The organism is Marmoricola sp. RAF53 (assembly GCF_052114005.1).
In the GTDB taxonomy this organism is placed as follows: domain Bacteria; phylum Actinomycetota; class Actinomycetes; order Propionibacteriales; family Nocardioidaceae; genus Marmoricola.
This window is the reverse complement of record NZ_JBFRDX010000004.1, coordinates 108419-133848: the sequence shown is the minus strand read 5'-3', so window position 1 is coordinate 133848 and position 25430 is coordinate 108419. Positions and strand designations below refer to the sequence as shown.

28 protein-coding genes are annotated in these 25430 nt (G+C 72.3%); 17 read left to right on the top strand and 11 right to left on the bottom strand.

What is annotated here, in order from left to right:
- Positions 1–32 precede the first annotated feature (32 nt).
- Entirely contained in the window at positions 33–998 is a 966-nt protein-coding gene (locus tag AB4Y76_RS04820) for a glycosyltransferase family 2 protein (RefSeq protein WP_441922681.1), read from the top strand.
- Here AB4Y76_RS04820 and AB4Y76_RS04815 read toward each other — a convergent pair whose 3' ends face one another.
- From AB4Y76_RS04815 to AB4Y76_RS04805, 3 genes are read right to left on the bottom strand one after another with little or no spacing between them, the layout of a single operon-like run.
- A complete protein-coding gene (locus tag AB4Y76_RS04815) occupies positions 999–1778 on the bottom strand; it encodes a GNAT family N-acetyltransferase (protein WP_441922679.1) in 780 nt (259 codons plus the stop codon).
- A 10-nt stretch (positions 1779–1788) separates the two neighbouring features.
- Entirely contained in the window at positions 1789–2940 is a 1152-nt protein-coding gene (gene rffA, locus AB4Y76_RS04810) for a dTDP-4-amino-4,6-dideoxygalactose transaminase (RefSeq protein WP_441922677.1), read from the bottom strand.
- 46 nt (positions 2941–2986) lie between these two features.
- Complete coding sequence (locus AB4Y76_RS04805) at positions 2987–4180, bottom strand: acyl-CoA dehydrogenase family protein (RefSeq protein ID WP_441922675.1); 1194 nt, start codon at positions 4178–4180, stop codon at positions 2987–2989.
- 63 nt (positions 4181–4243) lie between these two features.
- On the opposite strand from AB4Y76_RS04805, the gene AB4Y76_RS04800 reads away from it, so the two are divergent.
- Together AB4Y76_RS04800 and AB4Y76_RS04795 are read left to right on the top strand one after the other, a co-directional pair.
- Positions 4244–4696, top strand: a complete 453-nt coding sequence (locus AB4Y76_RS04800; RefSeq protein ID WP_441922673.1) for a hypothetical protein — start codon at positions 4244–4246, stop codon at positions 4694–4696.
- Positions 4697–4797: 101 nt separating this feature from the next.
- Positions 4798–6594 (top strand): acetyl/propionyl/methylcrotonyl-CoA carboxylase subunit alpha, encoded by a 1797-nt coding sequence (locus AB4Y76_RS04795; protein WP_441922671.1) that lies wholly within the window; start codon positions 4798–4800, stop codon positions 6592–6594.
- Here AB4Y76_RS04795 and AB4Y76_RS04790 read toward each other — a convergent pair.
- A complete protein-coding gene (locus tag AB4Y76_RS04790) occupies positions 6587–7201 on the bottom strand; it encodes a TetR/AcrR family transcriptional regulator (protein ID WP_441922669.1) in 615 nt (204 codons plus the stop codon). The two genes, AB4Y76_RS04795 and AB4Y76_RS04790, sit on opposite strands and share 8 nt — an antisense overlap.
- 57 nt (positions 7202–7258) lie before the next feature.
- Between AB4Y76_RS04790 and AB4Y76_RS04785 the strand changes: the two genes are divergently transcribed.
- Entirely contained in the window at positions 7259–8467 is a 1209-nt protein-coding gene (locus AB4Y76_RS04785) for an oxygenase MpaB family protein (protein WP_441922667.1), read from the top strand.
- On the opposite strand, the gene AB4Y76_RS04780 is transcribed toward AB4Y76_RS04785, so the two are convergent.
- From AB4Y76_RS04780 to AB4Y76_RS04770, 3 genes are all read right to left on the bottom strand, one after another.
- A complete protein-coding gene (locus AB4Y76_RS04780; protein ID WP_441922665.1) occupies positions 8464–9276 on the bottom strand; it encodes an SDR family NAD(P)-dependent oxidoreductase in 813 nt (270 codons plus the stop codon). The genes AB4Y76_RS04785 and AB4Y76_RS04780 overlap by 4 nt on opposite strands.
- A gap of 19 nt (positions 9277–9295) precedes the next feature.
- On the bottom strand, positions 9296–10474 hold the full coding sequence (locus AB4Y76_RS04775; RefSeq protein ID WP_441922663.1) for a SpoIID/LytB domain-containing protein: 1179 nt from the start codon (positions 10472–10474) through the stop codon (positions 9296–9298).
- Positions 10475–10605: 131 nt separating this feature from the next.
- Positions 10606–11994, bottom strand: coding sequence for an NAD(P)H-quinone dehydrogenase (locus tag AB4Y76_RS04770; protein ID WP_441922661.1), 1389 nt, complete (start codon positions 11992–11994; stop codon positions 10606–10608).
- A gap of 56 nt (positions 11995–12050) precedes the next feature.
- Here AB4Y76_RS04770 and AB4Y76_RS04765 point away from each other — a divergent pair, with 56 nt between their 5' ends.
- Positions 12051–12506 (top strand): gamma-glutamylcyclotransferase family protein, encoded by a 456-nt coding sequence (locus tag AB4Y76_RS04765; protein WP_441922659.1) that lies wholly within the window; start codon positions 12051–12053, stop codon positions 12504–12506.
- Between the two features lie 23 nt (positions 12507–12529).
- Positions 12530–13324: a purine-nucleoside phosphorylase gene (locus tag AB4Y76_RS04760; protein WP_441922657.1), complete on the top strand. Its 795-nt coding sequence runs from the start codon at positions 12530–12532 to the stop codon at positions 13322–13324.
- A gap of 9 nt (positions 13325–13333) precedes the next feature.
- On the opposite strand, the gene AB4Y76_RS04755 is transcribed toward AB4Y76_RS04760, so the two are convergent.
- Positions 13334–13774, bottom strand: a complete 441-nt coding sequence (locus AB4Y76_RS04755) for a cyclic nucleotide-binding domain-containing protein (RefSeq protein ID WP_441922655.1) — start codon at positions 13772–13774, stop codon at positions 13334–13336.
- Between the two features lie 110 nt (positions 13775–13884).
- Here AB4Y76_RS04755 and AB4Y76_RS04750 point away from each other — a divergent pair, with 110 nt between their 5' ends.
- The 5 genes from AB4Y76_RS04750 to AB4Y76_RS04730 are packed head-to-tail and all read left to right on the top strand — an operon-like array spanning position 13885 to position 17126.
- Entirely contained in the window at positions 13885–14256 is a 372-nt protein-coding gene (locus AB4Y76_RS04750; RefSeq protein WP_441922653.1) for a MerR family transcriptional regulator, read from the top strand.
- A gap of 47 nt (positions 14257–14303) precedes the next feature.
- A complete protein-coding gene (locus tag AB4Y76_RS04745) occupies positions 14304–15308 on the top strand; it encodes an aldo/keto reductase (protein WP_441922651.1) in 1005 nt (334 codons plus the stop codon).
- Positions 15309–15341: 33 nt separating this feature from the next.
- The gene (locus tag AB4Y76_RS04740; protein WP_441922649.1) at positions 15342–16145 is read left to right on the top strand and encodes a crotonase/enoyl-CoA hydratase family protein; all 804 of its coding nucleotides are present in this window, start codon (positions 15342–15344) and stop codon (positions 16143–16145) included.
- 32 nt (positions 16146–16177) lie between these two features.
- Positions 16178–16672: a thiol peroxidase gene (gene tpx / locus AB4Y76_RS04735; protein ID WP_441922647.1), complete on the top strand. Its 495-nt coding sequence runs from the start codon at positions 16178–16180 to the stop codon at positions 16670–16672.
- A gap of 34 nt (positions 16673–16706) precedes the next feature.
- A complete protein-coding gene (locus AB4Y76_RS04730) occupies positions 16707–17126 on the top strand; it encodes an OsmC family peroxiredoxin (protein WP_441922645.1) in 420 nt (139 codons plus the stop codon).
- Here AB4Y76_RS04730 and AB4Y76_RS04725 read toward each other — a convergent pair.
- Positions 17101–17562 (bottom strand): SRPBCC family protein, encoded by a 462-nt coding sequence (locus tag AB4Y76_RS04725; RefSeq protein WP_441922643.1) that lies wholly within the window; start codon positions 17560–17562, stop codon positions 17101–17103. The two genes, AB4Y76_RS04730 and AB4Y76_RS04725, sit on opposite strands and share 26 nt — an antisense overlap.
- A 31-nt stretch (positions 17563–17593) precedes the next feature.
- On the opposite strand from AB4Y76_RS04725, the gene AB4Y76_RS04720 reads away from it, so the two are divergent.
- A complete protein-coding gene (locus AB4Y76_RS04720; protein ID WP_441922641.1) occupies positions 17594–19228 on the top strand; it encodes a phospho-sugar mutase in 1635 nt (544 codons plus the stop codon).
- A 10-nt stretch (positions 19229–19238) separates the two neighbouring features.
- On the opposite strand, the gene AB4Y76_RS04715 is transcribed toward AB4Y76_RS04720, so the two are convergent.
- On the bottom strand, positions 19239–19826 hold the full coding sequence (locus tag AB4Y76_RS04715; RefSeq protein WP_441922639.1) for a hypothetical protein: 588 nt from the start codon (positions 19824–19826) through the stop codon (positions 19239–19241).
- A 93-nt stretch (positions 19827–19919) separates the two neighbouring features.
- Between AB4Y76_RS04715 and deoC the strand changes: the two genes are divergently transcribed.
- The 4 genes from deoC to AB4Y76_RS04695 are packed head-to-tail and all read left to right on the top strand — an operon-like array spanning position 19920 to position 23840.
- The gene (gene deoC / locus AB4Y76_RS04710) at positions 19920–20891 is read left to right on the top strand and encodes a deoxyribose-phosphate aldolase (protein ID WP_441922637.1); all 972 of its coding nucleotides are present in this window, start codon (positions 19920–19922) and stop codon (positions 20889–20891) included.
- A 2-nt stretch (positions 20892–20893) separates the two neighbouring features.
- The gene (locus tag AB4Y76_RS04705; RefSeq protein WP_441922635.1) at positions 20894–22351 is read left to right on the top strand and encodes an aldehyde dehydrogenase family protein; all 1458 of its coding nucleotides are present in this window, start codon (positions 20894–20896) and stop codon (positions 22349–22351) included.
- A complete protein-coding gene (locus AB4Y76_RS04700) occupies positions 22348–23205 on the top strand; it encodes an aldehyde dehydrogenase family protein (protein WP_441922633.1) in 858 nt (285 codons plus the stop codon). The genes AB4Y76_RS04705 and AB4Y76_RS04700 overlap by 4 nt, the downstream gene beginning before the upstream one ends.
- Before the next feature lie 20 nt (positions 23206–23225).
- On the top strand, positions 23226–23840 hold the full coding sequence (locus tag AB4Y76_RS04695; RefSeq protein ID WP_441922632.1) for a uridine kinase family protein: 615 nt from the start codon (positions 23226–23228) through the stop codon (positions 23838–23840).
- On the opposite strand, the gene AB4Y76_RS04690 is transcribed toward AB4Y76_RS04695, so the two are convergent.
- On the bottom strand, positions 23827–24915 hold the full coding sequence (locus tag AB4Y76_RS04690) for an adenosine deaminase (protein WP_441922630.1): 1089 nt from the start codon (positions 24913–24915) through the stop codon (positions 23827–23829). The genes AB4Y76_RS04695 and AB4Y76_RS04690 overlap by 14 nt on opposite strands.
- Positions 24916–24970: 55 nt before the next feature.
- On the opposite strand from AB4Y76_RS04690, the gene AB4Y76_RS04685 reads away from it, so the two are divergent.
- Positions 24971–25426 (top strand): MaoC family dehydratase, encoded by a 456-nt coding sequence (locus AB4Y76_RS04685; protein ID WP_441922628.1) that lies wholly within the window; start codon positions 24971–24973, stop codon positions 25424–25426.
- Positions 25427–25430: the final 4 nt, after the last annotated feature.

Genomic DNA, 25430 nt, shown 5'->3' with positions numbered 1-25430 from the left:
TCACCCTAGTCATCCGTGGAAGAATCTCGCCAATGTCGATCTCCGTCGTGATCCCCTGCTACCGCTCTGCGGCCACCCTGCCCCGCCTGGTCCCCCGGATCGTCGACGTGCTGACCGCACAGGGCCTGGCGCACGAGGTGATCCTCGTCGTCGACGGGAGCCCGGACAACACCTGGGAGGTCGCCGCCGGACTGGCCGACACCCTCCCCGGGGTGCGCGCCGTGCGGCTCTCCCGCAACTACGGCCAGCACAACGCGCTGCTCGCCGGCATCCGGCTCGCCCGGCACGCGACCACGGTCACGATGGACGACGACCTGCAGCACCTCCCCGAGGAGATCCCGGCCCTGCTCGCCGCGCTCTCCGCCGACGTCGAGCTCGTGTACGGCGTCCCGCGGCTCGAGGAGCACGGCTACCTGCGCAGCCTGGCCTCCCGCTCGGTCAAGAGCGCGATGGGAGCCGGCATGAAGATCGACGGCGCCAGCCAGATCAGCGCGTTCCGGGCGTTCCACACCTACCTGCGCGACGCGTTCGAGGGGCTCGGCACCCCGGACGTCAACCTCGACGTCGCGCTCTCCTGGGCGACCACGCGGGCCGCCAGCGTCACCATCGAGATGGCCGAGCGCGAGGAGGGCACCTCCAACTACACGCCGAAGCTCCTCGTCCGGCACGCGCTCAACATGGTGATCGGCTACTCGACGGCCCCGCTGCGCTTCGTGATCTACCTCGGCATCGCCTGCGGCCTGCTCGGCGTCGCACTGCTGACCGTGATCCTCTACGAGTACTTCTCCGACCAGATCCAGGTGGCCGGATTCACGACGCTGGCCTCGATGGTGGCGATCTTCTCCAGCGCGCAGATGGTCGCGATCGGCGTCCTCGGCGAGTACATCGGCCGGATCCACTCGGCGAACGCCGGGCGGCCGTCGTACGTGGTGCGGGAGCGGTCCGACGTGGACGCCCACCCGGACCTCCCGGACGACGGCGGGGTCAGCGCCGGCTGATCAGGCCCGCTCGATCAGGCCCGGCTTCAACAGGTGCAGGGTCGAGAAGGTCGCGACCGGCTCGAACCCGTACCGCGCCCACGCACGCTGCACGCCGGTGTTGTGCGTCTGCGTCGAGATCAGGACCTCGATCGCTCCCGCGGCCAGGGCCAGGTCCTCGACGCCGGCGAGCAGGTGCGGGTAGAGCCCGCTCCCCTGCCGCGCCGTGAGGGTGCCGGCCAGCTCGATCTCGACGACGTCGTCGACGGTCGAGGTGGTCGCGACCGCGACCGGGCCGCCGGAGTCGCGCAGCACGAGCGCGCCCCCGGCAGCGGCCGAGCCGCGAGCCCACTGCTGGTAGCCGGCCAGGGCGAGCGCCGGGTCGAAGAGCGGGTTGGCGGAGTAGTGGTTGCCGTAGCCGGTGAAGATGTCGGCGACCAGGTCGTCGACGAGCGCGTCCCGTGCGGCGGCGTCCTCCTCCGACGCCGGCACGACCGCCAGCGCCGGGTCCGGCGCCGGGCGGCGCCCGGAGCCCGTGCGCAACCGCCAGTAGGTGAGCTGGTCGGCCGGCACCAGGTCACGGCCCGTCAACGAGGCCGCGAGCCCGACCCACGCGGTCGGGTAGCGCAGCACCACGACGTCGGCGGCTGAGGCCGCCACCGCCGCGAGTACACCGGCGGGACCGTCCGGTGTGTCCAGCGGCGCGAGGACCCGGTCGACGCTCACGCCGAACCGGTCGGACTCGACCGCGGACGCCCGCACCTGCACCGGACCGGTGCCGGTGAGCTCCTGCCAGCTCATGCGCCCGGCCTCAAGCGCTCGGCGCGAAGGCGGTGATCGCCTCGAGGACGCGGCCCAGGTCGGCGTCACCGAGCCCGGCGAAGAGCGGCAGCCGCACGAGCCGGGCGGACACGTCGCCGGTGACCTCGCAGCCGCCCTCGCCGACCCGGCCGAGCCGGGCGCCGACCGGGGAGTCGTGCAGCGGGACGTAGTGGAACGGGGCGACGATCCCGGCGGCGGCGAGGTGCTCGATGAACGCGGTCCGGTCCTCGGCGGTGGGGAGCAGCAGCGCGTAGACGTGCGCCGGGTGCTCACAGTGCTCGGGGACGTACTGGCCGACCGAGCCGGTCGCGGCACGCCAGTCCGCCAGGTCGCGGTCGTAGGCCGACCAGATCTCGTGGCGGCGCGCCTGGATGGCGTCGAAGTGCTCCAGCTGGGCGACCAGCAGCGCGGCGAGCACGTCGGAGGGCAGGTAGCTCGAGCCGACGTCCATCCAGCGGTACTTGTCCACCATGCCGCGGTAGAACTGGCTCCGGTTGGTGCCCTTCTCGCGGATGATCTCGGCGCGCTCGAAGAGCACGGGGTCGTTGGAGACCAGGGCACCGCCCTCGCCGCAGGAGATGTTCTTGGTGGCGTGGAAGCTCTGCGTCGCCAGCACGCCGAGGGAGCCGAGCGCGGAACCGCGGTAACGGCCGCCGAGGCCGTGCGCGTTGTCCTCGACGACCGCGATCCCGTGGCGACGGGCCACCTCGCCGATCACGTCCATCTCGCAGCCGACCCCGCCGTAGTGGACGACCACGATCGCGCGGGTCCGCCCGGTCACCGCCGCCTCGACCAGCGTCTCGTCCAGGTTGAAGGTGTCCGGCCGGATGTCGACGAAGACCGGGACGGCACCGCGGAGCACGAACGCGTTCACCGTGGAGACGAAGGTGAACGACGGCAGGATGACCTCGTCACCCGGCTGGATGTCGAGCAGCAGGGCGCTCATCTCCAGTGCGTGGGTGCACGAGGTGGTGAGCAGGCAGCGCCCGCCGCCCACGAGCGGCTCCAGCAGCTCGGTGGCCTGGCGGGTGAACGGGCCGTCGCCGCTGGTCAGGCCGGAGGCGAGCGACTCGGCCACGTACTTGGCCTCTCCCGGCGCCGGGAACGGGGTGGTGAAGGGGATCGTGGGTCGTTCGGCCATGCGGGACAGGCTACTTCCTGACCGGCTCCCGGCCGGGACGCGTCGGCTACTCGACCGGCAGCCCGAGGCCACGCGCGATCAGCATCCGCTGGACCTCGGAGGTGCCCTCGCCGATCTCGAGGATCTTGGCGTCGCGGTAGAGCCGGGCGACCAGGTACTCCTCCATGAAGCCGTAGCCGCCGAAGACCTGGGTCGCGATCCGGGTCGCGGTGACCGCGGACTCGGTGGCGTAGAGCTTGGCGATCGAGGCGGCCTGCTTGAACTGCGCCACCGGGGCGCCGCCGTCCTTCATCGCGGCCGCCTTGTACGTCAGCACCCGGCTGGCCTCGAGCATCACCTGCAGGTCGGCGATCTGGAACGCGACGCCCTGCTTGCGGCCGATCGGCACCCCGAAGGTGGTGCGCTCGCCGGCGTACCGGACGCACTCGTCGAGGCAGGCCTGGATGCAGCCGACGGCGAGCGCGGCGATCGCGACCCGGCCGTCGTCGAGGGTGGCCAGGAACTGGGCGTAGCCGCGGCCGCGCTGGCCGAGCAGGTTCTCCTCCGGCAGCCGGACGCCCTCGAAGGTGAGCGGGTGCGTGTCGGAGGCGTGCCAGCCGAGCTTGTCGTAGGCCTTCTCGGCGGTGAACCCGGGCGTGCCCGCCGGGACCAGGAGCGCGGAGATCTCCGCCTTCTCCTCGCCGCTCGCGGTGGTGAGCGTGCCGGTGCGCGCGGTCACGGCGACGACCGAGGTGATCGAGGAACCGGAGTTGGTGATGAACTGCTTGGAGCCGTCGAGGGTCCACTCGCCGTGGTCGAGGGTGGCCTTCGTCCGGGTGGCGCCGGCGTCGGAGCCCGCTCCCGGCTCGGTGAGCCCGAAGGCGGCCAGCGTCTTCCCGGCCACCAGGTCGGGCAGCCAGGTCTGCTTCTGCTCCTCGGTCCCGTAGGTGAGGATCGGGTTGATGCCGAGGCCGACCCCGGCCTCCAGCGTGATGCCCATGGACTGATCGACGCGGCCGATCTCCTCGATCGCCAGGCAGAGGCTGGTGAACCCGCCCTCCTCGCCGGTCAGGCCGGCGCCGCCGTACTCCTCCGGGGCGGTGAGCCCGAAGAGGCCGAGCTCGCCCATCCGGTGCACGACGTCGACCGGGAAGTGGTGCTCGCGGTCCCACGCGTCGACGTGCGGGGCGATCTCCTTCTCCGCGAAGTCGCGGACGGTACGTCGGAACTGCTCGTGCTCGGCGGACAACTCGAAGCTCATGGCGGCATCGTAGTCGGCCGAGTTAACGTCTGTTAACCCCTACCGACGGGTTAGCCTTCGTCCGTGTTCAAGATCCTGCTGACCCTGCACCTGCTCACCGCCATCTTCGCGATCGGCCCGCTGGTCCACGCGGCCACCACCGCGGCCCGCGGCCTGCGCACCGCGGACGCCTCCGCGACCGCCTCGTCGGCCCGGACCGTGACGATCTACTCGTACGTGTCCGTGCTCGTGGTGGTCTTCGGCTTCGGCCTGATGTCGGCGAAGGCGCCGTGGAACCCGGACGAGAACGTCGCCTCCTTCAGCGACCCGTACATCTGGATCTCCGCGCTGCTCTGGCTCGTCGCCGTCGGGCTCGGCCTCGGCGTGATCGCACCCGCCCTGGAGCAGGCCACCACCCGGATCGGTGCCGGCGAGTCCGTCGACAACCTCAAGGGCAGGGTCGCGGCCTCCGGCGGCGTGGTCGGGCTGATCTTCGCCGCGATCGTCTTCCTGATGGTCTACAAGCCCGGGAGCTGAACCGCGCTACCGACCGGTAGCGCCCGGTACGCGGACCCGCGGCGGAGACGGACCGGCCGACCAATAGACTCCCCGAGATCCCACTGACTTCAGGAGTGAGCGTGCCCGAGATCCGCCCGTTGCAGAAGGTTCTGATCGCCAACCGCGGCGAGATCGCCGTCCGGGTCATCCGGGCTTGCAAGGACGCCGGCATCGGCAGCGTCGCCGTCTACGCCGACCCGGACCGCGACGCCCTGTTCGTCCGGCTCGCCGACGAGGCGTACTCCCTGGGCGGGGCCACCCCGGCCGAGACCTACCTGGACATCGCGAAGATCATCGACATCGCGAAGACCAGCGGCGCCGACTCGGTGCACCCCGGCTACGGCTTCCTCGCCGAGAACGCGCTGTTCGCGCAGGCCGTGATCGACGCCGGCCTGATCTGGATCGGCCCCTCCCCCGAGGCGATCGACGGCCTCGGCGACAAGGCCAAGGCGAAGCAGATCGCGCTCGCCGCCGGTGCCCCGCTCGCGCCGGGCCTCAAGGACGCCGTCAAGGACGCCGACGAGATCGTCGCGTTCGCCCAGGAGTACGGCCTGCCGGTCGCCATCAAGGCGGTCTTCGGCGGCGGCGGCCGCGGCCTCAAGGTCGCGCGCACGCTGGAGGAGATCCCCGAGCTGTTCGAGTCCGCGACCCGCGAGGCGATCGGCGCCTTCGGCCGCGGCGAGTGCCTGGTCGAGAAGTTCCTCGACAAGCCGCGGCACGTCGAGACCCAGTGCCTGGCCGACCAGCACGGCAACGTCGTCGTGGTCTCCACCCGCGACTGCTCGCTGCAGCGCCGGCACCAGAAGCTCGTCGAGGAGGCCCCGGCCCCGTTCCTCACCGAGGAGCAGGTCGAGCGGCTCTACACCTCGTCCAAGGCGATCCTCAAGGAGGCCGGCTACGTCGGCGCCGGGACCTGCGAGTTCCTGGTCGCCAAGGACGGCACCATCTCCTTCCTCGAGGTCAACACCCGCCTCCAGGTCGAGCACTGCGTCTCCGAGGAGGTCACCGGCATCGACCTGGTCCGGGAGATGTTCCGGATCGCCGCCGGCGAGGAGCTCGGGTACGACGACCCGGAGATCATCGGCCACTCGATCGAGTACCGGATCAACGCCGAGGACGGCGGCCGCAACTTCATGCCGGCGCCGGGCACGCTCACCGAGTGGAACCCGCCGCAAGGCCCGGGCATCCGCGTCGACGGCGGCTACGAGAAGGGCGAGACCGTCCCGGGCTCGTTCGACTCGCTGATCGCCAAGCTGATCGTCACCGGCCGTGACCGCACCCAGGCGCTGGAGCGCTCGCGCCGCGCGCTCGGCGAGTTCGTCGTCGACGGCATGCCGACGGTGATCCCGTTCCACCAGGACGTGATCACCAACCCGGCCTACGTCGGCGCCTCGAACCCGTCCGGCGAGGGCGAGTTCACCGTCTACACCACCTGGATCGAGACCGACTACGACAACCAGCTCCAGCCCTACGGCGGCGAGGCGGGCGAGGCCGAGGAGGCAGGCGAGCGCCAGAAGGTGACCGTCGAGGTCGGCGGCCGCCGCCTCGAGGTCGTCCTGCCGGCCGGCCTGGGCGGCATCGGCGCAGGGGTCGGCGCGGGTCCCGCCGCGGGAGCGAAGAAGCCGAAGCGCTCGGCGGGCAAGAAGGCCGGCGCCGCCGCCTCGGGCGACGCGGTCACCAGCCCGATGCAGGGCACCATCGTCAAGGTCGCCGTCGAGGAGGGCGCGACCGTGGCTGAGGGCGACGTCGTCGTCGTCCTCGAGGCCATGAAGATGGAGCAGCCGCTGAAGGCCCACAAGGCCGGCACGGTCACCGGGCTCAAGGCCGAGGTCGGCGCGACCGTCGGCAACGGCGAAGTGCTCTGCGAGATCAAGTAGGGGCCACCAGCCCGAGCGCGAGCATCCCGGCGACCAGGTCGATGAGGTGGTCCTCGTCGAGGTCGGCGGGACGCTCCAGGGCGATCCGCAGGCAGCTGTTCAGGGTGATCCCCATCGCGAGGTAGATCCGGGCATCGAGCTCGGCGCGGGACAGGTGCCGGGCCTGCTGGACCGCGTAGATCCGGGTGAACTGGGCCAGGCCGCGTTCGATCTCCGGCAGCACGTTGGACTGGGTGCCGAGCGGCACCTCGTTGACCAGGGCCCGGATCACCGCCTCGTGCCGCTGCAGCGAGGACACCAGCGTCGCCACGACCGAGCGGATCCCCTCGGCCGGCGGGACGCCGGCCGCGTCGGTGATCGCGTCGGTGAGGTCGGCCATGATCGCGTCGGTGACCCGCTGCCGGAGCTCGGCGAACACCTCGTCCTTGTCGGCGAAGTAGCGGTAGAGCGAACCGACGCTGACCTCGGCCTCCTCGGCGATCCGGTTGGTGCTCATCTGGCCGTAGCCGACTTCGCCGAGAACCTGAACGGCGGCGGCCAGGATCTGGTCGACCATCGCGCGCGACCGGGCCTGGACCGGCTGCTTGCGGCGGCGTACGGCGGTCACGACATGGTCCTGGAACGCGAGTGGAACCTGAGCATTTACTCACTTTAGCCTGGATCCATGACGACCGACGCAGCCCTCACCACCCCGACGCGGTTCGGCTCGGCGCCCGCCTGGTCCGAGCGGTTCGCCCGGCCGATGCTCGCCCTGGCCGGCCCGGGAGCGCGGATGCGGGGCGAGGAGCTCGCCGACCTGAAAGCCGCCCTGCTGCGCCGCGACGAGGCCGGCGACGCTCTCGTCCGCGCGGTGCGCGAGGACAAGGCCGTGACCATGCCGCAGTTCCGGACCGCGCTCGCCGACGGCGTCGACGCCGTCGAGGACGCCCCCGCGGCGCTGCGCGACTTCTTCGCGCACGTGGAGGAGCGGCCGGCCTGGGTCGACGACGCGCTCCTCGAGCGTGGCGGAGCGGCCGCCCGCCGGATCGGCAAGGACGGGTTCGACATCCTCGCCTTCGGCTCCCTCCTCGGCGGCTACCGCAGCGGCGGCGCCCTGCAGCCGCTGGTGCGGACCGGCCGGATCGGCGAGCAGACCCTCCAGCGGGTCGGCGAGACCGGGCAGTGGTGGCTCGCCTGCACCGCCCCGGGCGGGGTGCGCCGCGACGGCGAGGGCTGGCGGCTGAGCGTGCACGTCCGCGCCATGCACGCCTTCGTGAACTACCAGCTCGAGCGCGACCCCTCGTGGGACTGGGAGTTCCGCGGCGTGCCGATCAACCAGCACGACCGCGCCGGCACGATCGGCTCGTTCAGCACCAGCTTCCTGCTCCAGGCGCGCAGCCTCGGCATCCGGGTCCCGGCCGGGGACGCCGCCGCGATCATGCACCTGTGGTCCTACGTCGGCTGGCTGATGGGGGTCGACGAGCGTTGGCTGCCGCGCACCGAGCGCGCCGGCCGCCGGGTGCTGGGCAACGTGATCGCGGGCTTCTCCGCGCCGGAGGAGTCCAGCCGGCTGCTCGGCGCGGGCCTGATCGACATGCACGACCGCGCGCCGGGGATCCCGGCCTGGCGCCGCCGCTACGAGCGCGAGCGCGCGCTGAGCATGGCGACGTACCTCAACCTCGGCTACGGCATGCGCGACGTCGGGCAGCCCGCCCGGTTGCCCTGGTACCCGGCCTTGCGGGTGCCGGCGAACGTCTTCTGGACCCACGTCGTCGGGCGTCTGCCCGGCGGCCGGGGGGTGCTCGACCGGCGTGCGGAGCGGGCCCTCGACCGGATGGCGCGGTTCCAGTACGCCGGCCACCGGCCGCCGATCGCCCCGATCCCCGAGGGCTAGGGCATGACCTGGCGCAGGCCCGGGTGGCTCTTCGCCAGGATCGGGATCAGCAGCCGCTTCGGGGTGAGCTTCGCGAAGGCCGCGCCGGCCTTGTTGCCGGCCCCGGGGATCACCACGAGCCGCCCCTTCGCGAACCCGGCCACGGCCTCCCGGGCGACCTGGTCCGCAGGGATCCACAGGAACGCGGGCAGCGCGTTCTCGGCGTCCTCCTTGCTGAACCCGGCCGCCGCGCCGAAGCCGGTGTCCACCGGGCCGGGGCAGAGCACCGTCGCGGTGACGCCGGAGCCGCGGAGCTCGCCGGACAGGCTCTGGGTGTAGCTCAGCACGAACGCCTTGCCGGCGCCGTAGCCGGCCTGCCCGGGCAGCGGCTGGAAGGCGGCCGTCGAGGCCACGTTGAGGACGCCGCCGGCGCCGCGCTCGACCATGCCGGGCAGGAACCGGCTCGTCAGGTCCACCACGGCCACCACGTCGACCTCGACCATGTTCATCTCCGCGGCCGGGTCGGCGGCGCTCACCGGCCCCAGCGTGGACAGGCCGGCGTTGTTGACGAGCACGTCGACGTGCAGGCCGAGCGCCGCCACCCGGTCCGGGAGCGCCGCCCGCTGGTCGCGGTCGGAGAGGTCCGCGGCGAGGACGTGCGCGCCCTCCCCCAGCTCCGCGGCGAGCGCGGTCAGGCGGGACTCGGTGCGCGCGACCAGGACGACCTGGTGGCCGCGGCGGGCGAAGTCACGGGCGAGCTCGGCCCCGATGCCGGAGGACGCTCCGGTGACGAGGACGGCGCCCGTGGGCGAGGGTGCGGGGAGGGTCATGCCCGAAGGCTAGACCGGCTCAGGAGAAGCGGAAGTAGTCCGACCGCAGACCGGCCAGCGAGCGGACGTCCCCGCCGGAGATCGTCACGTCCTTCTTGGAGCCGTGCAGCAGGACCGCGGTGACCCGGCCGCCCCACTCGCCGGCGCCGTCGCGCGCGGTCACCCGGGCGGACACCAGCGTGCCGAGGGCGGGGTACGCCTTCTCGATCGCGGCGGCGGTCACGGACCTGGTCCAGCCGCGGTAGGCCTGGTCGTAGGCGTCCTGGTGGGCCGGCAGGTAGCTGCGGCCGCCGTACGCCGACCAGCCGCCGTTGCTCGCCGAGAACTGGGTGAAGGCCGGCTGCCCGCCCGCGGTGAGGATCCAGCCGGCCGTCGCGGCGACCGCGGCGTTGGTGCTCGGGTACTCGGCGGCGACGCCGCGGTAGACCTGGCAGGCCGAGGTGTCGCAGATCTGGTAGCTGCGGTTGACGTTGGCCGCGCGCTCGAACGCGGCGTAGGTGCGCGCCGCGACGGCCTGGGCGCGCAGCGCGTTCGGGTGCCAGGAGGACGGCATCTCCGAGGCGACGACGCCGCGCAGGTAGTTGTCCAGGCTGAGCACGTTGACGCTGCGTCCGTCGGTCAGCCGGACCTGACCGCGGTAGACGTGGTTCGCGCCGCCGTACGCGACCGTGACGGTGCCGTCCTTGGTGCGGAACTCGCCGTTGCCGGCCAGCGCGATGCGTCCGGCTGTCCGGTGCAGGTGCCACTTCCCGGCCTTGAGGAAGAAGACCCGGCTCCGGCCGTTGACGACGGCGAGCCGCCAGGCCTTCGCCCCGACCTTGATCGAGGGGAGCGTGAACGCGCGCCCGGTGCGCAGGTCGGCGACCTTCAGACCCGACTCGGGCCGGACGACCAGGGACCGGTCGGTGTCGCCGGTGAGCCAGACCCGGACCCGGGCGGAGAACTGGGCCCGCCGGGTGCCCGGGTAGTAGAACGCCAGGATCTGAGCCGGGCCCAGGCCGGCCTTGGCGGCCCCGTTGGCGCCGTACTGGGACAGGCCGCGGCCGTGCCCGAACCCGTTGCCGGTGATCGTGAGCGCGCCCGCGACCGGGACCGCGTCCGTGTCCACGCCGTCGGTGCCGTCCGCGTGCACGGGTGGGCACGCGACCAGCAGGAGGCCGGTGAGAGCGGTGAGCACCAGTGCGATCCGAGTACGCATACGTGGCTCCTGAGGCGGTTGAGGTCGGGCGAGCCTCGCCATCATAGGCACGGTTTCCGAAACTCCTCCGGGTCGGAGAAGGGGCGGCGGAGAACTACAGAAGTGTCGTTCACACGCCCGCCCGGGCGGCCTCAGGCCCGGTGCAGCCGGCGCGCGGCCTCCGCCACCGAGCCGCTGTTGGACGGGTAGACGGTGAACGCGTTCGCGAGCTGGTCGGCGGTCAGCGACTCGGCGACCGCGATCGAGACCGGGTGGATCAGCTCGCTCGCCCGCGGGCCGACGACCACGCCGCCGACGACGATGCCGGTGCCCGGTCGGCAGAACAGCTTCACGAAGCCGTCCCGGACGCCCTGCATCTTGGCGCGCGGGTTCCCGGCCAGCGGCAGCATCACCGACTCCGCCTGGATCTCCCCCGCGTCCACCGCCTGCTGGGACCAGCCGACGGTGGCGATCTCGGGGGCGGTGAAGACGTTGGAGGAGACCTTCTTCAGGTCCAGCGGCGCGACCGCGTCCCCGAGGAAGTGCCACATCGCGATCCGGCCCTGCATCGCCGCGACCGAGGCGAGCATCAGCACCCCGGTGCAGTCGCCGGCGGCGTACACGCCCCGGGCGGTGGTGCGGGAGACCCGGTCCACCGCGATGAAGCCGCCCTCGTCGGTGGCCACGCCGGCCGACTCCAGGCCGAGGTCGCGGGTGTTCGGCACCGACCCGAGCGCCAGCAGGCAGTGCGACCCGCTCACCGAGCGACCGTCGGTCAGCGTCACGGTGACCACGTCGCCGTCGCGGGTCACCGACGCCATCCGGGACTTGCCCATGACGGTCATGCCGCGCCGGGTGAGCACCTGCTCCAGCACCTCGGCGGCGTCGGCGTCCTCGCCGGGCAGCACCCGGTCGCGCGAGGAGACCAGGACGACCTCGATGCCGAGCGCGAGGTAGGCGCTGGCGAACTCGGCGCCGGTGACGCCGGAGCCGACCACGATCAGCTTCTCGGGGGTCTCGGTGAGGTCGTAGACCTGCTCCCAGGTCAGGATCCGCTCGCCGTCGGGTTCCGCGGTCGGCAGCGTCCGCGGCGCGGCGCCGACCGCGACCAGGACGGCGTCGGCGTCGATCTCCTCGACCTCGCCGTCCGGCCCGGTCACCACGACCCGCTCGGGGCCGTCGAGACGACCGCGCCCCACCACGACCCGGACACCCTCGCGCTCCAGCCGCCTGCCGATGTCACCGGACTGCTCGGCCGCGAGCCGGAGCACCCGGGCGTTGATCCGGGCCAGGTCGATGCGGACCTGGGACTCCGGCGCCAGCGGGTCGACCAGGCCGATGCCCAGCTCCGGCGCGGTGGCGAGGTCGCTCATCAGCTCGGCGGTGGCGATCAGCGTCTTGCTCGGCACGCAGTCGGTGAGCACCGCCGACCCGCCGACCCCGTCGGAGTCGACGACGACGACCTCGGCCCCCAGCTGCGCGGCCACCAGGGCCGACTCGTACCCGCCGGGGCCGCCACCGATGATCACCACACGAGTCACGGGCCCCATTGTGTCGTACGCGCTGGACCGGAGCGTCTGGCCCTACGCTGTGAGGCGTGACGCTGTACGCCGCCTACGGGACCAACCTGGACCCGGCCCGGATGAGCGAGCGGTGCCCGCACTCCCCGTTGCGCGGAACCGGCTGGCTCCAGGGCTGGCGGCTGACCTTCGGCGGCGAGGAGCACGGCTGGGACGGCGCGCTCGCCACGATCGTCCAGGACCCGTTCGAGCAGGTCTTCGTCGCCATCTACGACGTCACCGACGAGGACGTCGCGACCCTGGACGGCTGGGAGTCCGCCGACACCGGGCTGTTCCGCAAGACCAAGGTGCGGGTCTCGACGCTGACCGACGAGTCGGTCGCCTGGGTCTACGTCCTCGACGCCTTCGAGGGCGGCCTGCCGTCCGCGACCTACCTCGGCGTCCTCGCCGACGCGGCCGAGGCCGCCGACGCCCCCGCCGACTACGTCTCGGCGCTGCGCCAGCGGCCGTGCCGCAGCACGTTCGGCGGCTGAGCGGAGGCCGTTAGAGTCGGCCCGTGACCACCTACACAGAGCAGGCCGCCGAGGCCGCGGCCGTCCTGGCCGAGAAGACCGGCGTCGCCCGCCACGACGTCGCCCTGGTGATGGGTTCGGGCTGGCTCCCGGCCGTCGACGCGCTCGGCGAGGCGACCGCCGAGGTCAGCACCACCGACCTGCCCGGGTTCGCTCCCCCGGCCGTCGCCGGGCACGCCGGCAAGATCCGGTCGGTCCGCAGCGGCGACAAGAACCTGCTCGTCTTCCTCGGCCGGACGCACTTCTACGAGGGCCTCGGGGTCCGCGCCGTCGCGCACGGCGTCCGGACGGCGGCCGCGGCCGGCTGCTCGACGATCGTCCTCACCAACGGCTGCGGCAGTCTCCGCGAGACCTGCCCGCCCGGAACGCCGGTGCTGATCTCCGACCACATCAACATGACCGCGACCTCCCCGATCGAGGGCGCGAACTTCGTCGACCTGACCGACCTGTACAGCAGCCGGCTGCGGGCGCTCTGCCGCGAGGTGGACCCGTCGCTGGACGAGGGCGTCTACGTGCAGCTGCCCGGGCCGCACTACGAGACCCCGGCGGAGATCGGCATGGTCCGCGCGATCGGCGCCGACCTGGTCGGGATGAGCACGACGCTGGAGGCGATCGCGGCCCGCGAGGCGGGGATGGAGGTGCTCGGCATCTCGCTGGTCACCAACATGGCCGCCGGGATCACCGGCGAACCGCTCAACCACGAGGAGGTCCTCGAGACCGGGCGGTCCGCCGCCACCCGGATGGGTGGACTGCTCAGCGCCGTGGTCCCGCGGATCTGACCCAGCCCGTCACGCCGACTTGCGCAGCGCCGCCTCGCCGACGAGGTCGCGGAAGTAGGGCTGGCCGGCGAGCAGGCGCTCGAAGTCGGCCCGGTCGAGGTGCAGCACGGTCACCGGCATCGGCGTGACCACGGTCGCCGACCTCAGCCGGTGCCGCAGGATGCCGAGCTCGCCGAGGATCTCGCCCGGGCGGCAGCGGCCGAGCTCGACTCCGTCGCGGCGTACGTCGACCTCGCCCTCCAGCAGCACGTAGGCCTTGTCCGGCGCGGTCCCCTCCGCGAGCAGCGCCCAGGACGGCCGCACCCGGACGACGTGGCCGACGTCGACCATCGCGGCGAGCAGCGCGGCCGGCGCCTCGCGGAAGGTCGGAACGGCTCCGAGCAGCCGCATCTCTGCCCGGACATCGCCCCGCGGCGCCGGGTCCCCACTGGTCATGAACCGGTTCGTCATGGTGCTGTCCTCTCGGGTGGGTGCTCTCACCAGCCCAGAGCGGCGCGGGCGGATCCTGATACACGGTGGCCCTTTGACTTCGAGTGCACTCCAGGGGAGAGACTGGCCCGGTGACCGCCCTGACCATCGCCGAGGCCGCCGAGCAGACCGGCCTGACGGCGCACACGCTGCGCTACTACGAGCGCGACGGGCTGATGCTGGGCAGCGTCGGCCGGTCCGCCTCCGGGCACCGGCGCTACTCCGAGCGCGACCTCACCTGGATCCAGCTGATCACCCGACTCCGCTCGACCGGCATGCCGATCCGCGACGTCCGCCGGTACGCCGCGCTGGTGCGCGCCGGCGACGGGAACGAGGCCGAGCGCCTCGCGCTGCTCAAGGCGCACCGGCAGCGCGTCGAGGACCAGCTCGCCGAGGTGACCGCGCACCTGCGCGCGATCGACCACAAGATCGGCATCTACGAGGGCAAGGTCTCCCCAGGCTGATCCGACGGCCTTGACTTGGAGTGCGCTCGAAGTCGTTGAGTGGGGCCATGACACTGCAGACACGCACTCTCGGAACCGTCTCCCCGCTCACGGTCAGCGCCCTCGGCCTCGGCTGCATGGGGATGTCGGAGTTCTACGGCGCCACCGACGAGGCAGAGGGGATCGCGACCATCCACCGCGCCCTCGACCTCGGCGTCACCTTCCTGGACACGGCCGACATGTACGGCCCCTTCACCAACGAGCAGCTCGTCGGCAAGGCGATCGCCGGCCGGCGCGACGAGGTGCAGCTCGCCACCAAGTTCGGCAACGAGCGGCTCCCCGACGGCACCCGGGTCGGGATCAACGGCAGCCCGGAGTACGTCCGGGCGGCGTGCGACGCCTCGCTGCAGCGCCTCGGCGTCGACCACCTCGACCTCTACTACCAGCACCGCGTCGACCAGACCGTGCCGATCGAGGAGACCGTCGGCGCGATGGCCGAGCTGGTCGAGGCCGGCAAGGTGCGCCACCTCGGCCTCTCCGAAGCCTCCGCCGCCACCATCCGCAAGGCGCACGCGACGCACCCGATCACCGCGCTGCAGACCGAGTACTCGCTGTTCACCCGGGACCTGGAGGACGAGATCCTCGGGGTGGTCCGCGAGCTCGGCATCGGCCTGGTGCCCTACTCGCCGCTGGGTCGCGGCATGCTCACCGGCAAGCAGGAGTGGACCACGCTGGAGCAGGGCGACGGCCGCGCCTCGGCGTACTTCCCGCGCTTCCAGGGCGACGCGCTGGCGGCCAACCTCAAGCTGGTCGACGCGATCGGGAAGGTCGCCGCCGACAAGGGCTGCACGCCGGGCCAGCTCGCGCTCGCGTGGGTGCTGGCCCAGGGTCCGGCGCACGACCTGGCCGTCGTCCCGATCCCGGGCACCAAGCGGGTCCGCTACCTGGAGGAGAACGTCGCGGCCGCTGCCATCACGCTGACGGCCGACGAGCTCGCGCACCTGGAGCAGGTGGTCCCGCGCGGGGCCGTCCAGGGCGACCGGTACGGCGACATGGGGAGCATCGACCAGTAGGCGCCGGACGTACTAGCGGGTAACATAGCCCGCATGACCCGCCAGTACGTCGCCCACGAGACCCTCGACGGCATCGCCCACGTCCGCCTGACCCGGTCCGACAAGCTCAACGCGCTGACCCTCGAGACGCTGCACGAGCTGATCGCGACCGCCCAGGAGCTGCGCCGCGACCGGACCCTGCGCGCCGTCGTGATCAGCGGCGAGGGCCAGTCCTTCTGCGCCGGGCTCGACTTCGCCTCCGCGCTGAAGAGCCCCGCCGGGATCGTGCGCGCGTTCGTCCCGCTCCCCTGGCGCGGCACCAACGCCTTCCAGGAGGCGTGCTGGGCCTGGCGCCGGCTGCCGGTCCCGGTGATCGCCGCGGTCGACGGCCACTGCTACGGCGGCGGCCTCCAGCTCGCGCTCGCCGCGGACTTCCGGATCGCCACCCCGGACTCGGAGTGGTCGGTGCTCGAGGCCCGCTGGGGCCTGATCCCGGACATGACCGGCATCCGCAGCCTGGCCGAGCTGGTCGGCATCGACACCGCCAAGCGGCTCACCATGACCGCCCAGATGCTCAGCGGCAAGGAGGCCGCCGACCTCGGCCTGGTCACCGAGCTCGCCGCCGACCCGGTGGTCGCCGCCCTGGACCTGGCCCGCCGGATCGCCGAGCGGTCGCCGGACTCGGTGGCCGCGGCCAAGCGACTCTTCAACAGGACCTGGACGTCGTCGCCGCGGGCCACGTTCGCCCGCGAGCGGGCCGAGCAGCTGGTCCTGCTCGCCGTCGCCAACACCGCGGCTGCCCGGAACGCGGCGTTCAAGAAGGTCACCCCGGTCTTCGGGCCGCGCACCCTGCGCTGACACCGCCGGCGGCGCCCCTGTAGAACATGCGCATGGCAACCATTGGTTTCGGAGACTCCACCGCAAGCACCGTCGGCACCCTGCCCGCGAAGGGCGAGAAGGCCCCGTCCTTCACCCTCGTCGGCGCCGACCTGACCGAGCTGACCTCGGACGGCCTCACCGGCCGCACCGTGATCAGCATCTTCCCGAGCATCGGCACCGGCGTCTGCCAGGCCAGCGTCCGCCGCTTCAACGAGCTCGCGGCCGGCCTGGAGGACACCACCGTCCTCAACGTGTCGCTGGACCTGCCGTTCGCGCTGAGCGGCTTCTGCGCCGCCGAGGGTCTGGAGAACGTGGCCGTCGCGTCGGCGTTCCGCTCCACCTTCGGCGAGGACTTCGGCGTCACCCTGCTGGACAGCAAGTTCCAGGGCCTGTTCGCCCGCGCGGTCGTCGTGGTCGACAGCGACGGCACCGTGCTGCACAGTGAACTCGTCGAAGCCATCGGCCAGGAGCCGGACTACGACGCCGCCATCGCGGCACTGAGCTGAACCTCTGAGCCGACCCCTACCTAGGAGCGCACTGATGACCGACCGCAAGGCAAGCACCGTCTGGACCGGGACCCTCTTCGAGGGCTCCGGCGAGACCTCGTTCGAGTCCTCGGGCATCGGCACCTACCCGGTGTCCTGGCCGTCGCGCGCCGAAGAGGCGAACGGCAAGACCAGCCCCGAGGAGCTCATCGCGGGCGCGCACTCGGCGTGCTACTCGATGGCGTTCTCGAACGCGCTCGCCAAGAACGAGACCCCGGCCGAGAAGCTGGAGGTCTCGGCGGTCGTGACGTTCGTGCCGGGCACGGGCATCACCAGGTCCGCGCTGACGGTGGTCGGCACCGTCCCGGGCATCGACGCGGCGAAGTTCGCCGAGCTCGCCCAGGCGGCGAAGGAGGGGTGCCCGGTCTCGCAGGCACTCTCGGTCGAGATCACCCTGGACGCGTCGCTGGCCTGACCAGGCCGAACCGCTCCGCCAGTCCGTCCTCCGCGCCCTGCATCATCCGGTGGTGGTTCCACCGCAGCAGCGGCTTGAGGACGTACGACGCCAGCACGAAGGAACGGTCCACGGCGCGCACCCGCTGCTCGAAGTCGAGCCGGGTGCCGCCGGGGACCGGCGTCAGCGTCCAGGCCGCCGTGCCGCGGATCGGCCCGTCGATCGCCACCCGCAGGTGGCCCGGTTCCCGGCTCTCCGCGTGCAGGTGCAGCTCGAGGTCGTAGGGCAGCACCGAGCGGCAGACCACCAGCGCGTCGTCCTCCCCCAGGCTCGCGACCGCCCGCACCTGCGGCCACCAGTCCCCGAAGAACTCCAGGTCGACCAGCACGGCGTGCACCGCGGCCGGGTCGGCGGACACGGTCAGGGTGTGCCGGAATTCGTACTCCGCTGCGGTCACGCTCCGAGGCTAGTGGCCTAGTGTCCTTTCCATGACCGACGTGCTCGCCGCGGCCCGCGCCTGGGCCGCCGAAGACCCCGACCCGCAGACCCGCGCCGAGCTGGAGGCCCTGATCGGGGCGGGCGACCTCGCCGAGCTCGAGGACCGGTTCCGCGGCACCCTGGAGTTCGGCACCGCCGGCCTGCGCGGCGCGCTCGGCGCCGGCCCGAACCGGATGAACCGGGTCGTCGTCCTGCGGGCGGCCGCCGGCCTGGCCCGCTACCTCCTCGACCTGGGCGCGAGCGAAGGCGACTCCGTCGTCATCGGGTACGACGCCCGCCGCAACTCCGACGTCTTCGCCCGCGACACCGCCGAGGTGATGACCGGGGCCGGCCTGCGCGCCCTGGTGCTCCCCCGCCCGCTGCCGACCCCGCTGCTGGCCTTCGCGATCCGCGACCTCGGCTGCGTCGCCGGGGTGATGGTGACCGCGAGCCACAACCCGCCGCAGGACAACGGCTACAAGGTGTACCTCGGCGACGGCAGCCAGATCGTGCCGCCCGCCGATGCCGAGATCGCCGCCCGGATCGAGGCCGTCGGTGCCGTGGCGGACATCCCGCGCGGCCGGAGCGGCAGTGTTCTCGGCGAGGAGATCGTGGCTCGCTACGAGCAGACGGTGGCCGCCCTGGTCGGGCCGGGCCCGCGCGACCTGGAGATCGTCTACACGCCGCTGCACGGCGTCGGCGGCACGACCGTGCAGCGGGTGCTGGACCGGGCGGGCTTCCGGGCGCCGCACGAACCCCCGGCCCAGGCCGAGCCCGACGGCGCCTTCCCGACGGTGGCCTTCCCGAACCCCGAGGAGCCGGGGGCGATGGACCAGGCGATGGCGCTGGCCGCGGAGGTCGGCGCGGACATCGTGGTCGCCAACGACCCGGACGCGGACCGGTGCGCCGTCGCGGTCCCAGGCCCGCACGGCTGGCAGATGCTCCGCGGCGACGAGGTCGGCGCGCTGCTCGCCCAGCACCTCCTGGCCCGCGGCAAGCACGGCGTCTACGCGCAGTCGATCGTCTCCTCCAGCCTGCTCGGCGTGATGGCCGCCGAAGCCGGTGAGGAGCACGCGGAGACCCTGACCGGCTTCAAGTGGATCGGCCGCATCCCGGGCCTCGCCTTCGGCTACGAGGAGGCGCTCGGCTACTGCGTCGACCCCGAGCACGTCAAGGACAAGGACGGCGTCTCCGCGCTGCTCCTGATCTGCGAGCTGGCCGCGGCGGCCAAGGCGGCCGGCCGGACCGTGCGCGACCTGCTCGACGACGTCGCCCGCCGCTACGGCCTGCACGCCACCGACCAGCTCAGCGTCCGGTTCACCGACCTCGCCGCGATCCCCGCGACGATGCAGCGCCTGCGCGAGCAGCCGCCGACGAGCCTCGGCGGGCTGGGCGTGGTCCGGGTCGACGACCTGGCGGCCGGGTCCGCGGACCTGCCGCCGACCGACGGCCTGCGCTACGTCCTGGAGGACCGCGCCCGGGTGATCGTCCGGCCGTCCGGGACCGAGCCGAAGGTGAAGTGCTACCTCGAGGTCGTCGTACCGGTCGAGGACGGGGTCGAGGACGGGGTCGACGCGGCCCGGATCGCCGCCAGCGGGCGGCTGGACGCGATCCGCGGCGACCTGCAGAAGGCCGCCGGGCTCTGAGCAGCCGGACCTAGACGAGCAGGCCGGCCACGAACGCCGCGACCGCGATCACGAGCGCGACGATCTCCGGCCACGCCGGGAGCCGCTGGGCCGGACCCGTCGGGTGCCCGAGCTCGCGGGCCCGGTCGGCGGCGACCAGGACCAGGTCGGCCATGATCTCCTGCGGCGGCTGGTCGGTCGGCCGGTGYGACGGGAGCGCACCGGGCCGGGGTTCGTTGCCGGTCTGGCCGCGGACGATCCGGCGCAGCGGGTAGCCGACCGCCGCGCAGTCGTAGCGCCCGCCGTCGTCGGTCTTGACCGTGGTGACGGTGCGCACCCCGACGACCTTGACCGCGGCGAGCGGGATCCGCCAGTCGACGAAGGAGTTGCGCAGCAGCACGGTGCTCCCGGCCTCGTCGAGGACGATCCGCGGCCGGAGCATGAAGGCCCAGAGCAGCACCGCGACGACCGCGGCCCCGAGCGCGACCTCGACGCTGCTCTCGGTGACCTCGCCGGTCAGCGCGATCGCCGCGATCCCCGCGCAGGCCACCAGCCCCACCACGCCGGCCACCACGCCGGAGCTGGGCCCGAACCGCTTCACCGGTGACAGGTCGCTCATCCCGCCACCCTAGACAGGGCCCGGTCGGCGAAGGTCGCCAACCCGGGTGCCGAGGGATTAGCAACCGTCCACCGGGGCTCCTAGACTGCGTGGGTGACCACCCTGAGCTCAACGGCGAGTTCGGTGGCGGAGGCGACCTCCTCCGACGCTGCGCTGCGCCGCTTCCTGCACGGCCTCCCCGGCGTCGACCAGGTCGGCGCCGAGCAGCGGGCCGCCGGCCTCGGCACCCGCTCCATCAAGACCAGTGCGAAGGCGTTCGCGATCGACCTCGCGATCCGCATGGTCGACCTCACCACGCTCGAGGGCAACGACACCCCCGGCAAGGTCCGGGCCCTGGCGTCGAAGGCGATGCGCCCGGACCCGACCGACCCGACGTGTCCGAGCACCGCTGCCGTCTGCGTCTACCCGGACATGGTCGCGACCGCCAGGAAGACGCTCGGCAGCTCCGGCGTCAAGGTCGCCGCGGTCGCCACCGCGTTCCCCAGCGGCCGCGCCGCCCGGGACATCAAGCTCGCCGACACCCGCGACGCCGTCGAGGCCGGCGCGGACGAGATCGACATGGTGATCGACCGGGGCGCGTTCCTCTCCGGCCGGTACCTGGAGGTCTTCGAGGAGATCACCGCCGTCAAGGAGGCCTGCGCCCGGCCGGACGGTTCCAGCGCTCACCTCAAGGTGATCCTGGAGACCGGGGAGCTGCAGACCTACGACAACGTCCGCCGCGCCTCCTGGCTCGCCATGCTGGCCGGCGGTCACTTCATCAAGACCTCGACCGGCAAGATCCAGCCCGCCGCGACGCTGCCGGTCTCGCTGGTCATGCTCGAGGCCGTCCGCGACTTCCGCGAGGCGACCGGGCAGATGGTCGGCTACAAGCCGGCCGGCGGCATCCGGCACAGCAAGGACGCGATCAAGTACCTGGTGATGGTCAACGAGATCGCCGGCGAGGACTGGCTGGACCCGGACTGGTTCCGGTTCGGCGCCTCGACGCTGCTGAACGACCTGCTGCTGCAGCGCAAGAAGCTCCAGACCGGTGCCTACTCCGGTCCCGACTACGTGACCCTGGACTGATCATGGCTGCCAAGACCTCGAACGCCTTCGACTACGCACCCGCCCCCGAGTCGACCGCGATCGTCGACATCAAGCCGTCGTACGGCCTGTTCGTGAACGGCGAGTTCACCGACGCCACCTCCGGCCGCGGCTTCAAGACGATCAGCCCCAGCACCGAGGAGGTGCTCGCGGAGATCGCCGAGGCGGACGCCGCCGACGTCGACCTGGCCGTCAAGGCCGCCCGCCGGGCCTACACCCGGGTCTGGTCGCGGATGTCCGGCGCCGAGCGCGGCAAGTACCTCTTCCGGATCGCCCGGATCATCCAGGAGCGGGCCCGCGAGTTCGCCGTCCTGGAGTCGATCGACAACGGCAAGCCGATCAAGGAGACCCGTGACGTCGACGTCCCGACGGTCGCCGCGCACTTCTTCTACTACGCCGGCTGGGCCGACAAGCTCGAATACTCGGGCTACGGCACCGGACCTGATGGCCCGCAGCCGCTGGGCGTCGCCGGCCAGGTGATCCCGTGGAACTTCCCGCTGCTGATGCTGGCCTGGAAGATCGCGCCCGCGCTGGCCTGCGGCAACACCGTGGTGCTGAAGCCGGCCGAGACCACCCCACTGACCGCGCTGCTCTTCGCCGAGGTCTGCCAGCAGGCCGACCTCCCGCCGGGCGTGGTCAACATCGTCACCGGTGCGGGCGAGACCGGCCGGGCCCTGATCGGCCACCCCGACGTCGACAAGGTCGCGTTCACCGGCTCGACCGAGGTCGGCCGCTCGATCGCCAAGGCGGTCGCCGGCAGCGACAAGCGCGTCACCCTGGAGCTCGGCGGCAAGGCCGCCAACATCGTCTTCGACGACGCTCCGGTCGACCAGGCGGTCGAGGGCATCGTCAACGGCATCTTCTTCAACCAGGGCCACGTCTGCTGCGCCGGGTCGCGGCTGCTGGTCCAGGAGTCGGTGGCCGAGGAGGTGCTCGGCAAGCTCAAGCGCCGGATGAAGACGCTGCGCGTCGGCGACCCGCTCGACAAGAACACCGACATCGGCGCGATCAACTCCGCCGAGCAGCTCGCGAAGATCCGCGAGCTCTCCGAGGTCGGCGAGGCCGAGGGCGCCGAGCGCTGGTCGCCGCCCTGCGACCTGCCGAGCACCGGCTTCTGGTTCCCGCCGACGATCTTCACCGGCGTCAGCCAGGCGCACCGGATCGCCCGCGAGGAGATCTTCGGGCCGGTCCTCTCGGTGATCACCTTCCGCACGCCCAAGGAGGCGGTCGAGAAGGCCAACAACACCCCGTTCGGCCTCTCGGCCGGCATCTGGACCGACAAGGGCTCCCGGATCCTCTGGACGGCCTCGCAGCTGCGGGCCGGCGTCGTCTGGTCCAACACGTTCAACCGCTTCGACCCGGCGTCGCCGTTCGGCGGCTACAAGGAGTCGGGCTACGGCCGCGAGGGCGGCCGCCACGGTCTGGAGGCCTATCTGCGATGACCCGACTCGACGTGAAGAAGACCTACAAGCTCTACATCGGCGGGGAGTTCCCGCGCTCGGAGTCGGGCCGCTCGTACGTCGTCAACGACGCGAAGGGCAAGTTCCTGGCGAACGCCTCCCAGGCCTCGCGCAAGGACGCCCGGGACGCGGTCCGGGCCGCCCGCACCGCCTTCGCCGGCTGGTCCGGGAGGACGGCGTACAACCGCGGCCAGGTGATCTACCGGATCGCCGAGGTGCTGGAGGGCCGGCGCGACCAGTTCGAGGCCGAGCTCCGGTCGGCCGAGGGCGTGACCCCGGCGACGGCCCGCACGTACGTCGACGCGGCGATCGACCGGCTGGTCTTCTACGCCGGCTGGGCCGACAAGATCGCCCAGGTCGTCGGCGGCGCGAACCCGGTGGCCGGGCCGTACTTCAACCACTCCGCGCCGGAGCCGTCCGGTGTGATCGCGATCGTCGCGCCGGAGCGTCCGCTGATGGGCCTGGTCAGCGTGGTGGCGCCGGTGATCACCACCGGCAACACCTGCGTCGTGATCGCCTCGGAGAAGTACCCGCTGACCTCGATCACCCTGTCCGAGGTGATGGCCACCAGCGACCTGCCCGGAGGCGTCGTCAACGTGCTCACCGGCTCGGTCGCGGAGATCGCGCCCTGGCTGGCCTCGCACCTCGACGTGAACGGCATCGACCTCACCGGGGTCACCGACCCGGAGCTGGCCCGGACCCTGGAGGAGTCGGCCGCGGAGAACCTCAAGCGGGTGCGCCGACCGGGCCTGGAGGACCTGGTCGCGCCGCCGCCGCTGGACCGGATGACGAAGTTCCTGGAGACCAAGACCGTCTGGCACCCGATGGGGATCTGACCGGCTGACAGAATGGGCAGGTGCCCGATTCCCCCCACGCCCGTGTGATCGTCGTGGCCGGGCCGTCGGGCTCCGGCAAGTCACGGCTCTCCGCGCGGCTCGGCCTCCCGGTCCTGAACCTGGACGACTACTACAAGGACGGCGACGACCCGACGCTGCCGTGCCTGGACCTCGCCGGCGGGGCGCCGATCGTGGACTGGGACGACCCGGCCTCCTGGAACGCCGTGGCGGCGCTCGTCGGCATCGAGGAGCTCTGCACCACCGGGGTGACGGACGCGCCGGTGTACGACATCTCCCGGAGCCGTCGTACCGGTCACCGGGTGCTCGAGCTCGGCGGGGCGGCGTACTTCGTGGCCGAGGGCATCTTCGCCCAGGAGGTGGTCGCCGAGTGCCGGACGCGGGGGCTCCTGGCCGACGCCCTCTGCGTCACCCAGCACCCGGCCGTCACCTTCTTCCGCCGGCTGACCCGGGACCTGCGCGAGCGCCGCAAGCCGCCGTGGGTGCTGGTCCGGCGCGGGCTGCACCTGGCCCGGCAGCAGCGCGAGGTCGTGGAGCACGCGGTCGCCCTCGGCTGCCGCACCGTCGCCCCGGAGACCGGGTACGCCGAGGTGCGCAGGCTCGTCAGCGCCCGGTGAGGTCCGCGCGGATCTCGGCGTACCCGGGCTTGATCACCTCGTTGATGATCCGCAGCCGCTCCTCGAACCCGAGGAAGGCCGACTTCATCGCGTTCACGGTCACCCACTGGAGGTCGTCGAGCCCCCAGCCGAACGCCTCCACCAGCGCGGCCATCTCCTGGGTCATCGAGGTGCTGCTCATCAGCCGGTTGTCGGTGTTCACCGTGACCCGGAAGCGCAGGTCGGCGAGCAGGCCGATCGGGTGCTCGGCGATCGACGCGACGGCGCCGGTCTGCACGTTCGAGTGCGGACAGAGCTCGAGCGGGATCCGCTTGTCCCGCACGTACGCCGCCAGCCGGCCGAGCCGCGCGCTGCCGTCGAGGTCCACGGTGATGTCGTCGACGATCCGGACGCCGTGGCCGAGCCGGTCGGCGCCGCACCACTGGATCGCCTCCCAGATCGACGGCAGCCCGAAGGCCTCGCCGGCGTGGATGGTGAAGTGCGCGTTCTGCCGTTGCAGGTACTCGAACGCGTCCAGGTGCCGGGTCGGCGGGTAGCCGGCCTCGGCACCGGCGATGTCGAAGCCGACCACGCCGTCGTCGCGGTGCCCGACCGCGAGCTCGGCGATCTCGCGGGACCGGGCCTGGTGGCGCATCGCGGTGAGCAGCTGCCGGACCACGATCCGGCCGCCGGCCGCCTCCTGGCCCTCGTCGAAGCCGCGCTGGACGGCCGCGACGACCTCCTCCAGGGACAGGCCCTCCTCCAGGTGCTGCTCGGGGGCGTACCGCACCTCGGCGTACACGACGCCGTCGGCGGCCAGGTCCTCGACGCACTCCCGGGCCACCCGGGTCAGGTTGCCGGCCGTCTGCATCACCGCGACGGTGTGGTCGAAGGTCTCCAGGTACCGCTCCAGCGACCCGGAGTCGGCCGCCTCGGCGAACCAGCGGCCGAGCGCCTCGGCGCCCTCCGCGGGCAGCTGGTGACCGGACGCGGACGCGAGCTCCACGATCGTGGCTGGCCGCAGCCCGCCGTCGAGGTGATCATGGAGCAAGACCTTCGGAACCCGACCGATCAGCTCCCTTGTAAGTTCCTCCATGGCCCTCATACAAGCAGAGGGTTCTCCGAAAGCATCAGACCCCGGGGGTAACGACATGCGCACCTTCACCACCTTCGACGACCTGCAGGCCGCGTCCGGCACCGAGATCGGGACCACCGAGTGGATCACGATCGACCAGAAGCGGGTCAACGAGTTCGCCCACGCGACCGGCGACCACCAGTGGATCCACGTCGACGTCGAGCGCGCGAAGACCGGCCCGTTCGGCGGCACCATCGCGCACGGCTACCTGACGCTCTCGCTGGTCCCCTGGCTCGGCTCCTTGCTCTTCCACCTGGAGACCCCGGGCGCCAAGCTCAACTACGGGATCAACAAGGTCAGGTTCCCGAACCCGGTCCTGGTCGGCTCCCGGATCCGCTCCACGGTGACCTTCAAGGAGGTCGTCGACATCCCTGCCGGCAAGCAGCTCACCGTCGGCCACGTCATCGAGATCGACGGCCAGGACAAGCCGGCCTGTGTCGCCGAGACGGTCGTCCTGCTCCTCGCCGACTGACCCG

Coding starts and splice junctions, on each gene's coding strand:
- AB4Y76_RS04815 (WP_441922679.1), bottom strand. CDS start 1,778: ATGAGCTGGCAGGAGCTCACCGGCACCGGTCCGGTGCAGGTGCGGGCG.
- AB4Y76_RS04690 (WP_441922630.1), bottom strand. CDS start 24,915: ATGGAGGAACTTACAAGGGAGCTGATCGGTCGGGTTCCGAAGGTCTTG.
- AB4Y76_RS04805 (WP_441922675.1), bottom strand. CDS start 4,180: ATGAGCTTCGAGTTGTCCGCCGAGCACGAGCAGTTCCGACGTACCGTC.
- AB4Y76_RS04685 (WP_441922628.1), top strand. CDS start 24,971: ATGCGCACCTTCACCACCTTCGACGACCTGCAGGCCGCGTCCGGCACC.
- AB4Y76_RS04720 (WP_441922641.1), top strand. CDS start 17,594: ATGACCGACGTGCTCGCCGCGGCCCGCGCCTGGGCCGCCGAAGACCCC.
- AB4Y76_RS04740 (WP_441922649.1), top strand. CDS start 15,342: ATGACCCGCCAGTACGTCGCCCACGAGACCCTCGACGGCATCGCCCAC.
- rffA (WP_441922677.1), bottom strand. CDS start 2,940: ATGGCCGAACGACCCACGATCCCCTTCACCACCCCGTTCCCGGCGCCG.
- AB4Y76_RS04700 (WP_441922633.1), top strand. CDS start 22,348: ATGACCCGACTCGACGTGAAGAAGACCTACAAGCTCTACATCGGCGGG.
- AB4Y76_RS04820 (WP_441922681.1), top strand. CDS start 33: ATGTCGATCTCCGTCGTGATCCCCTGCTACCGCTCTGCGGCCACCCTG.
- AB4Y76_RS04745 (WP_441922651.1), top strand. CDS start 14,304: ATGACACTGCAGACACGCACTCTCGGAACCGTCTCCCCGCTCACGGTC.
- AB4Y76_RS04755 (WP_441922655.1), bottom strand. CDS start 13,774: ATGACGAACCGGTTCATGACCAGTGGGGACCCGGCGCCGCGGGGCGAT.
- AB4Y76_RS04775 (WP_441922663.1), bottom strand. CDS start 10,474: ATGCGTACTCGGATCGCACTGGTGCTCACCGCTCTCACCGGCCTCCTG.
- AB4Y76_RS04730 (WP_441922645.1), top strand. CDS start 16,707: ATGACCGACCGCAAGGCAAGCACCGTCTGGACCGGGACCCTCTTCGAG.
- tpx (WP_441922647.1), top strand. CDS start 16,178: ATGGCAACCATTGGTTTCGGAGACTCCACCGCAAGCACCGTCGGCACC.
- AB4Y76_RS04785 (WP_441922667.1), top strand. CDS start 7,259: ATGACGACCGACGCAGCCCTCACCACCCCGACGCGGTTCGGCTCGGCG.
- AB4Y76_RS04780 (WP_441922665.1), bottom strand. CDS start 9,276: ATGACCCTCCCCGCACCCTCGCCCACGGGCGCCGTCCTCGTCACCGGA.
- AB4Y76_RS04705 (WP_441922635.1), top strand. CDS start 20,894: ATGGCTGCCAAGACCTCGAACGCCTTCGACTACGCACCCGCCCCCGAG.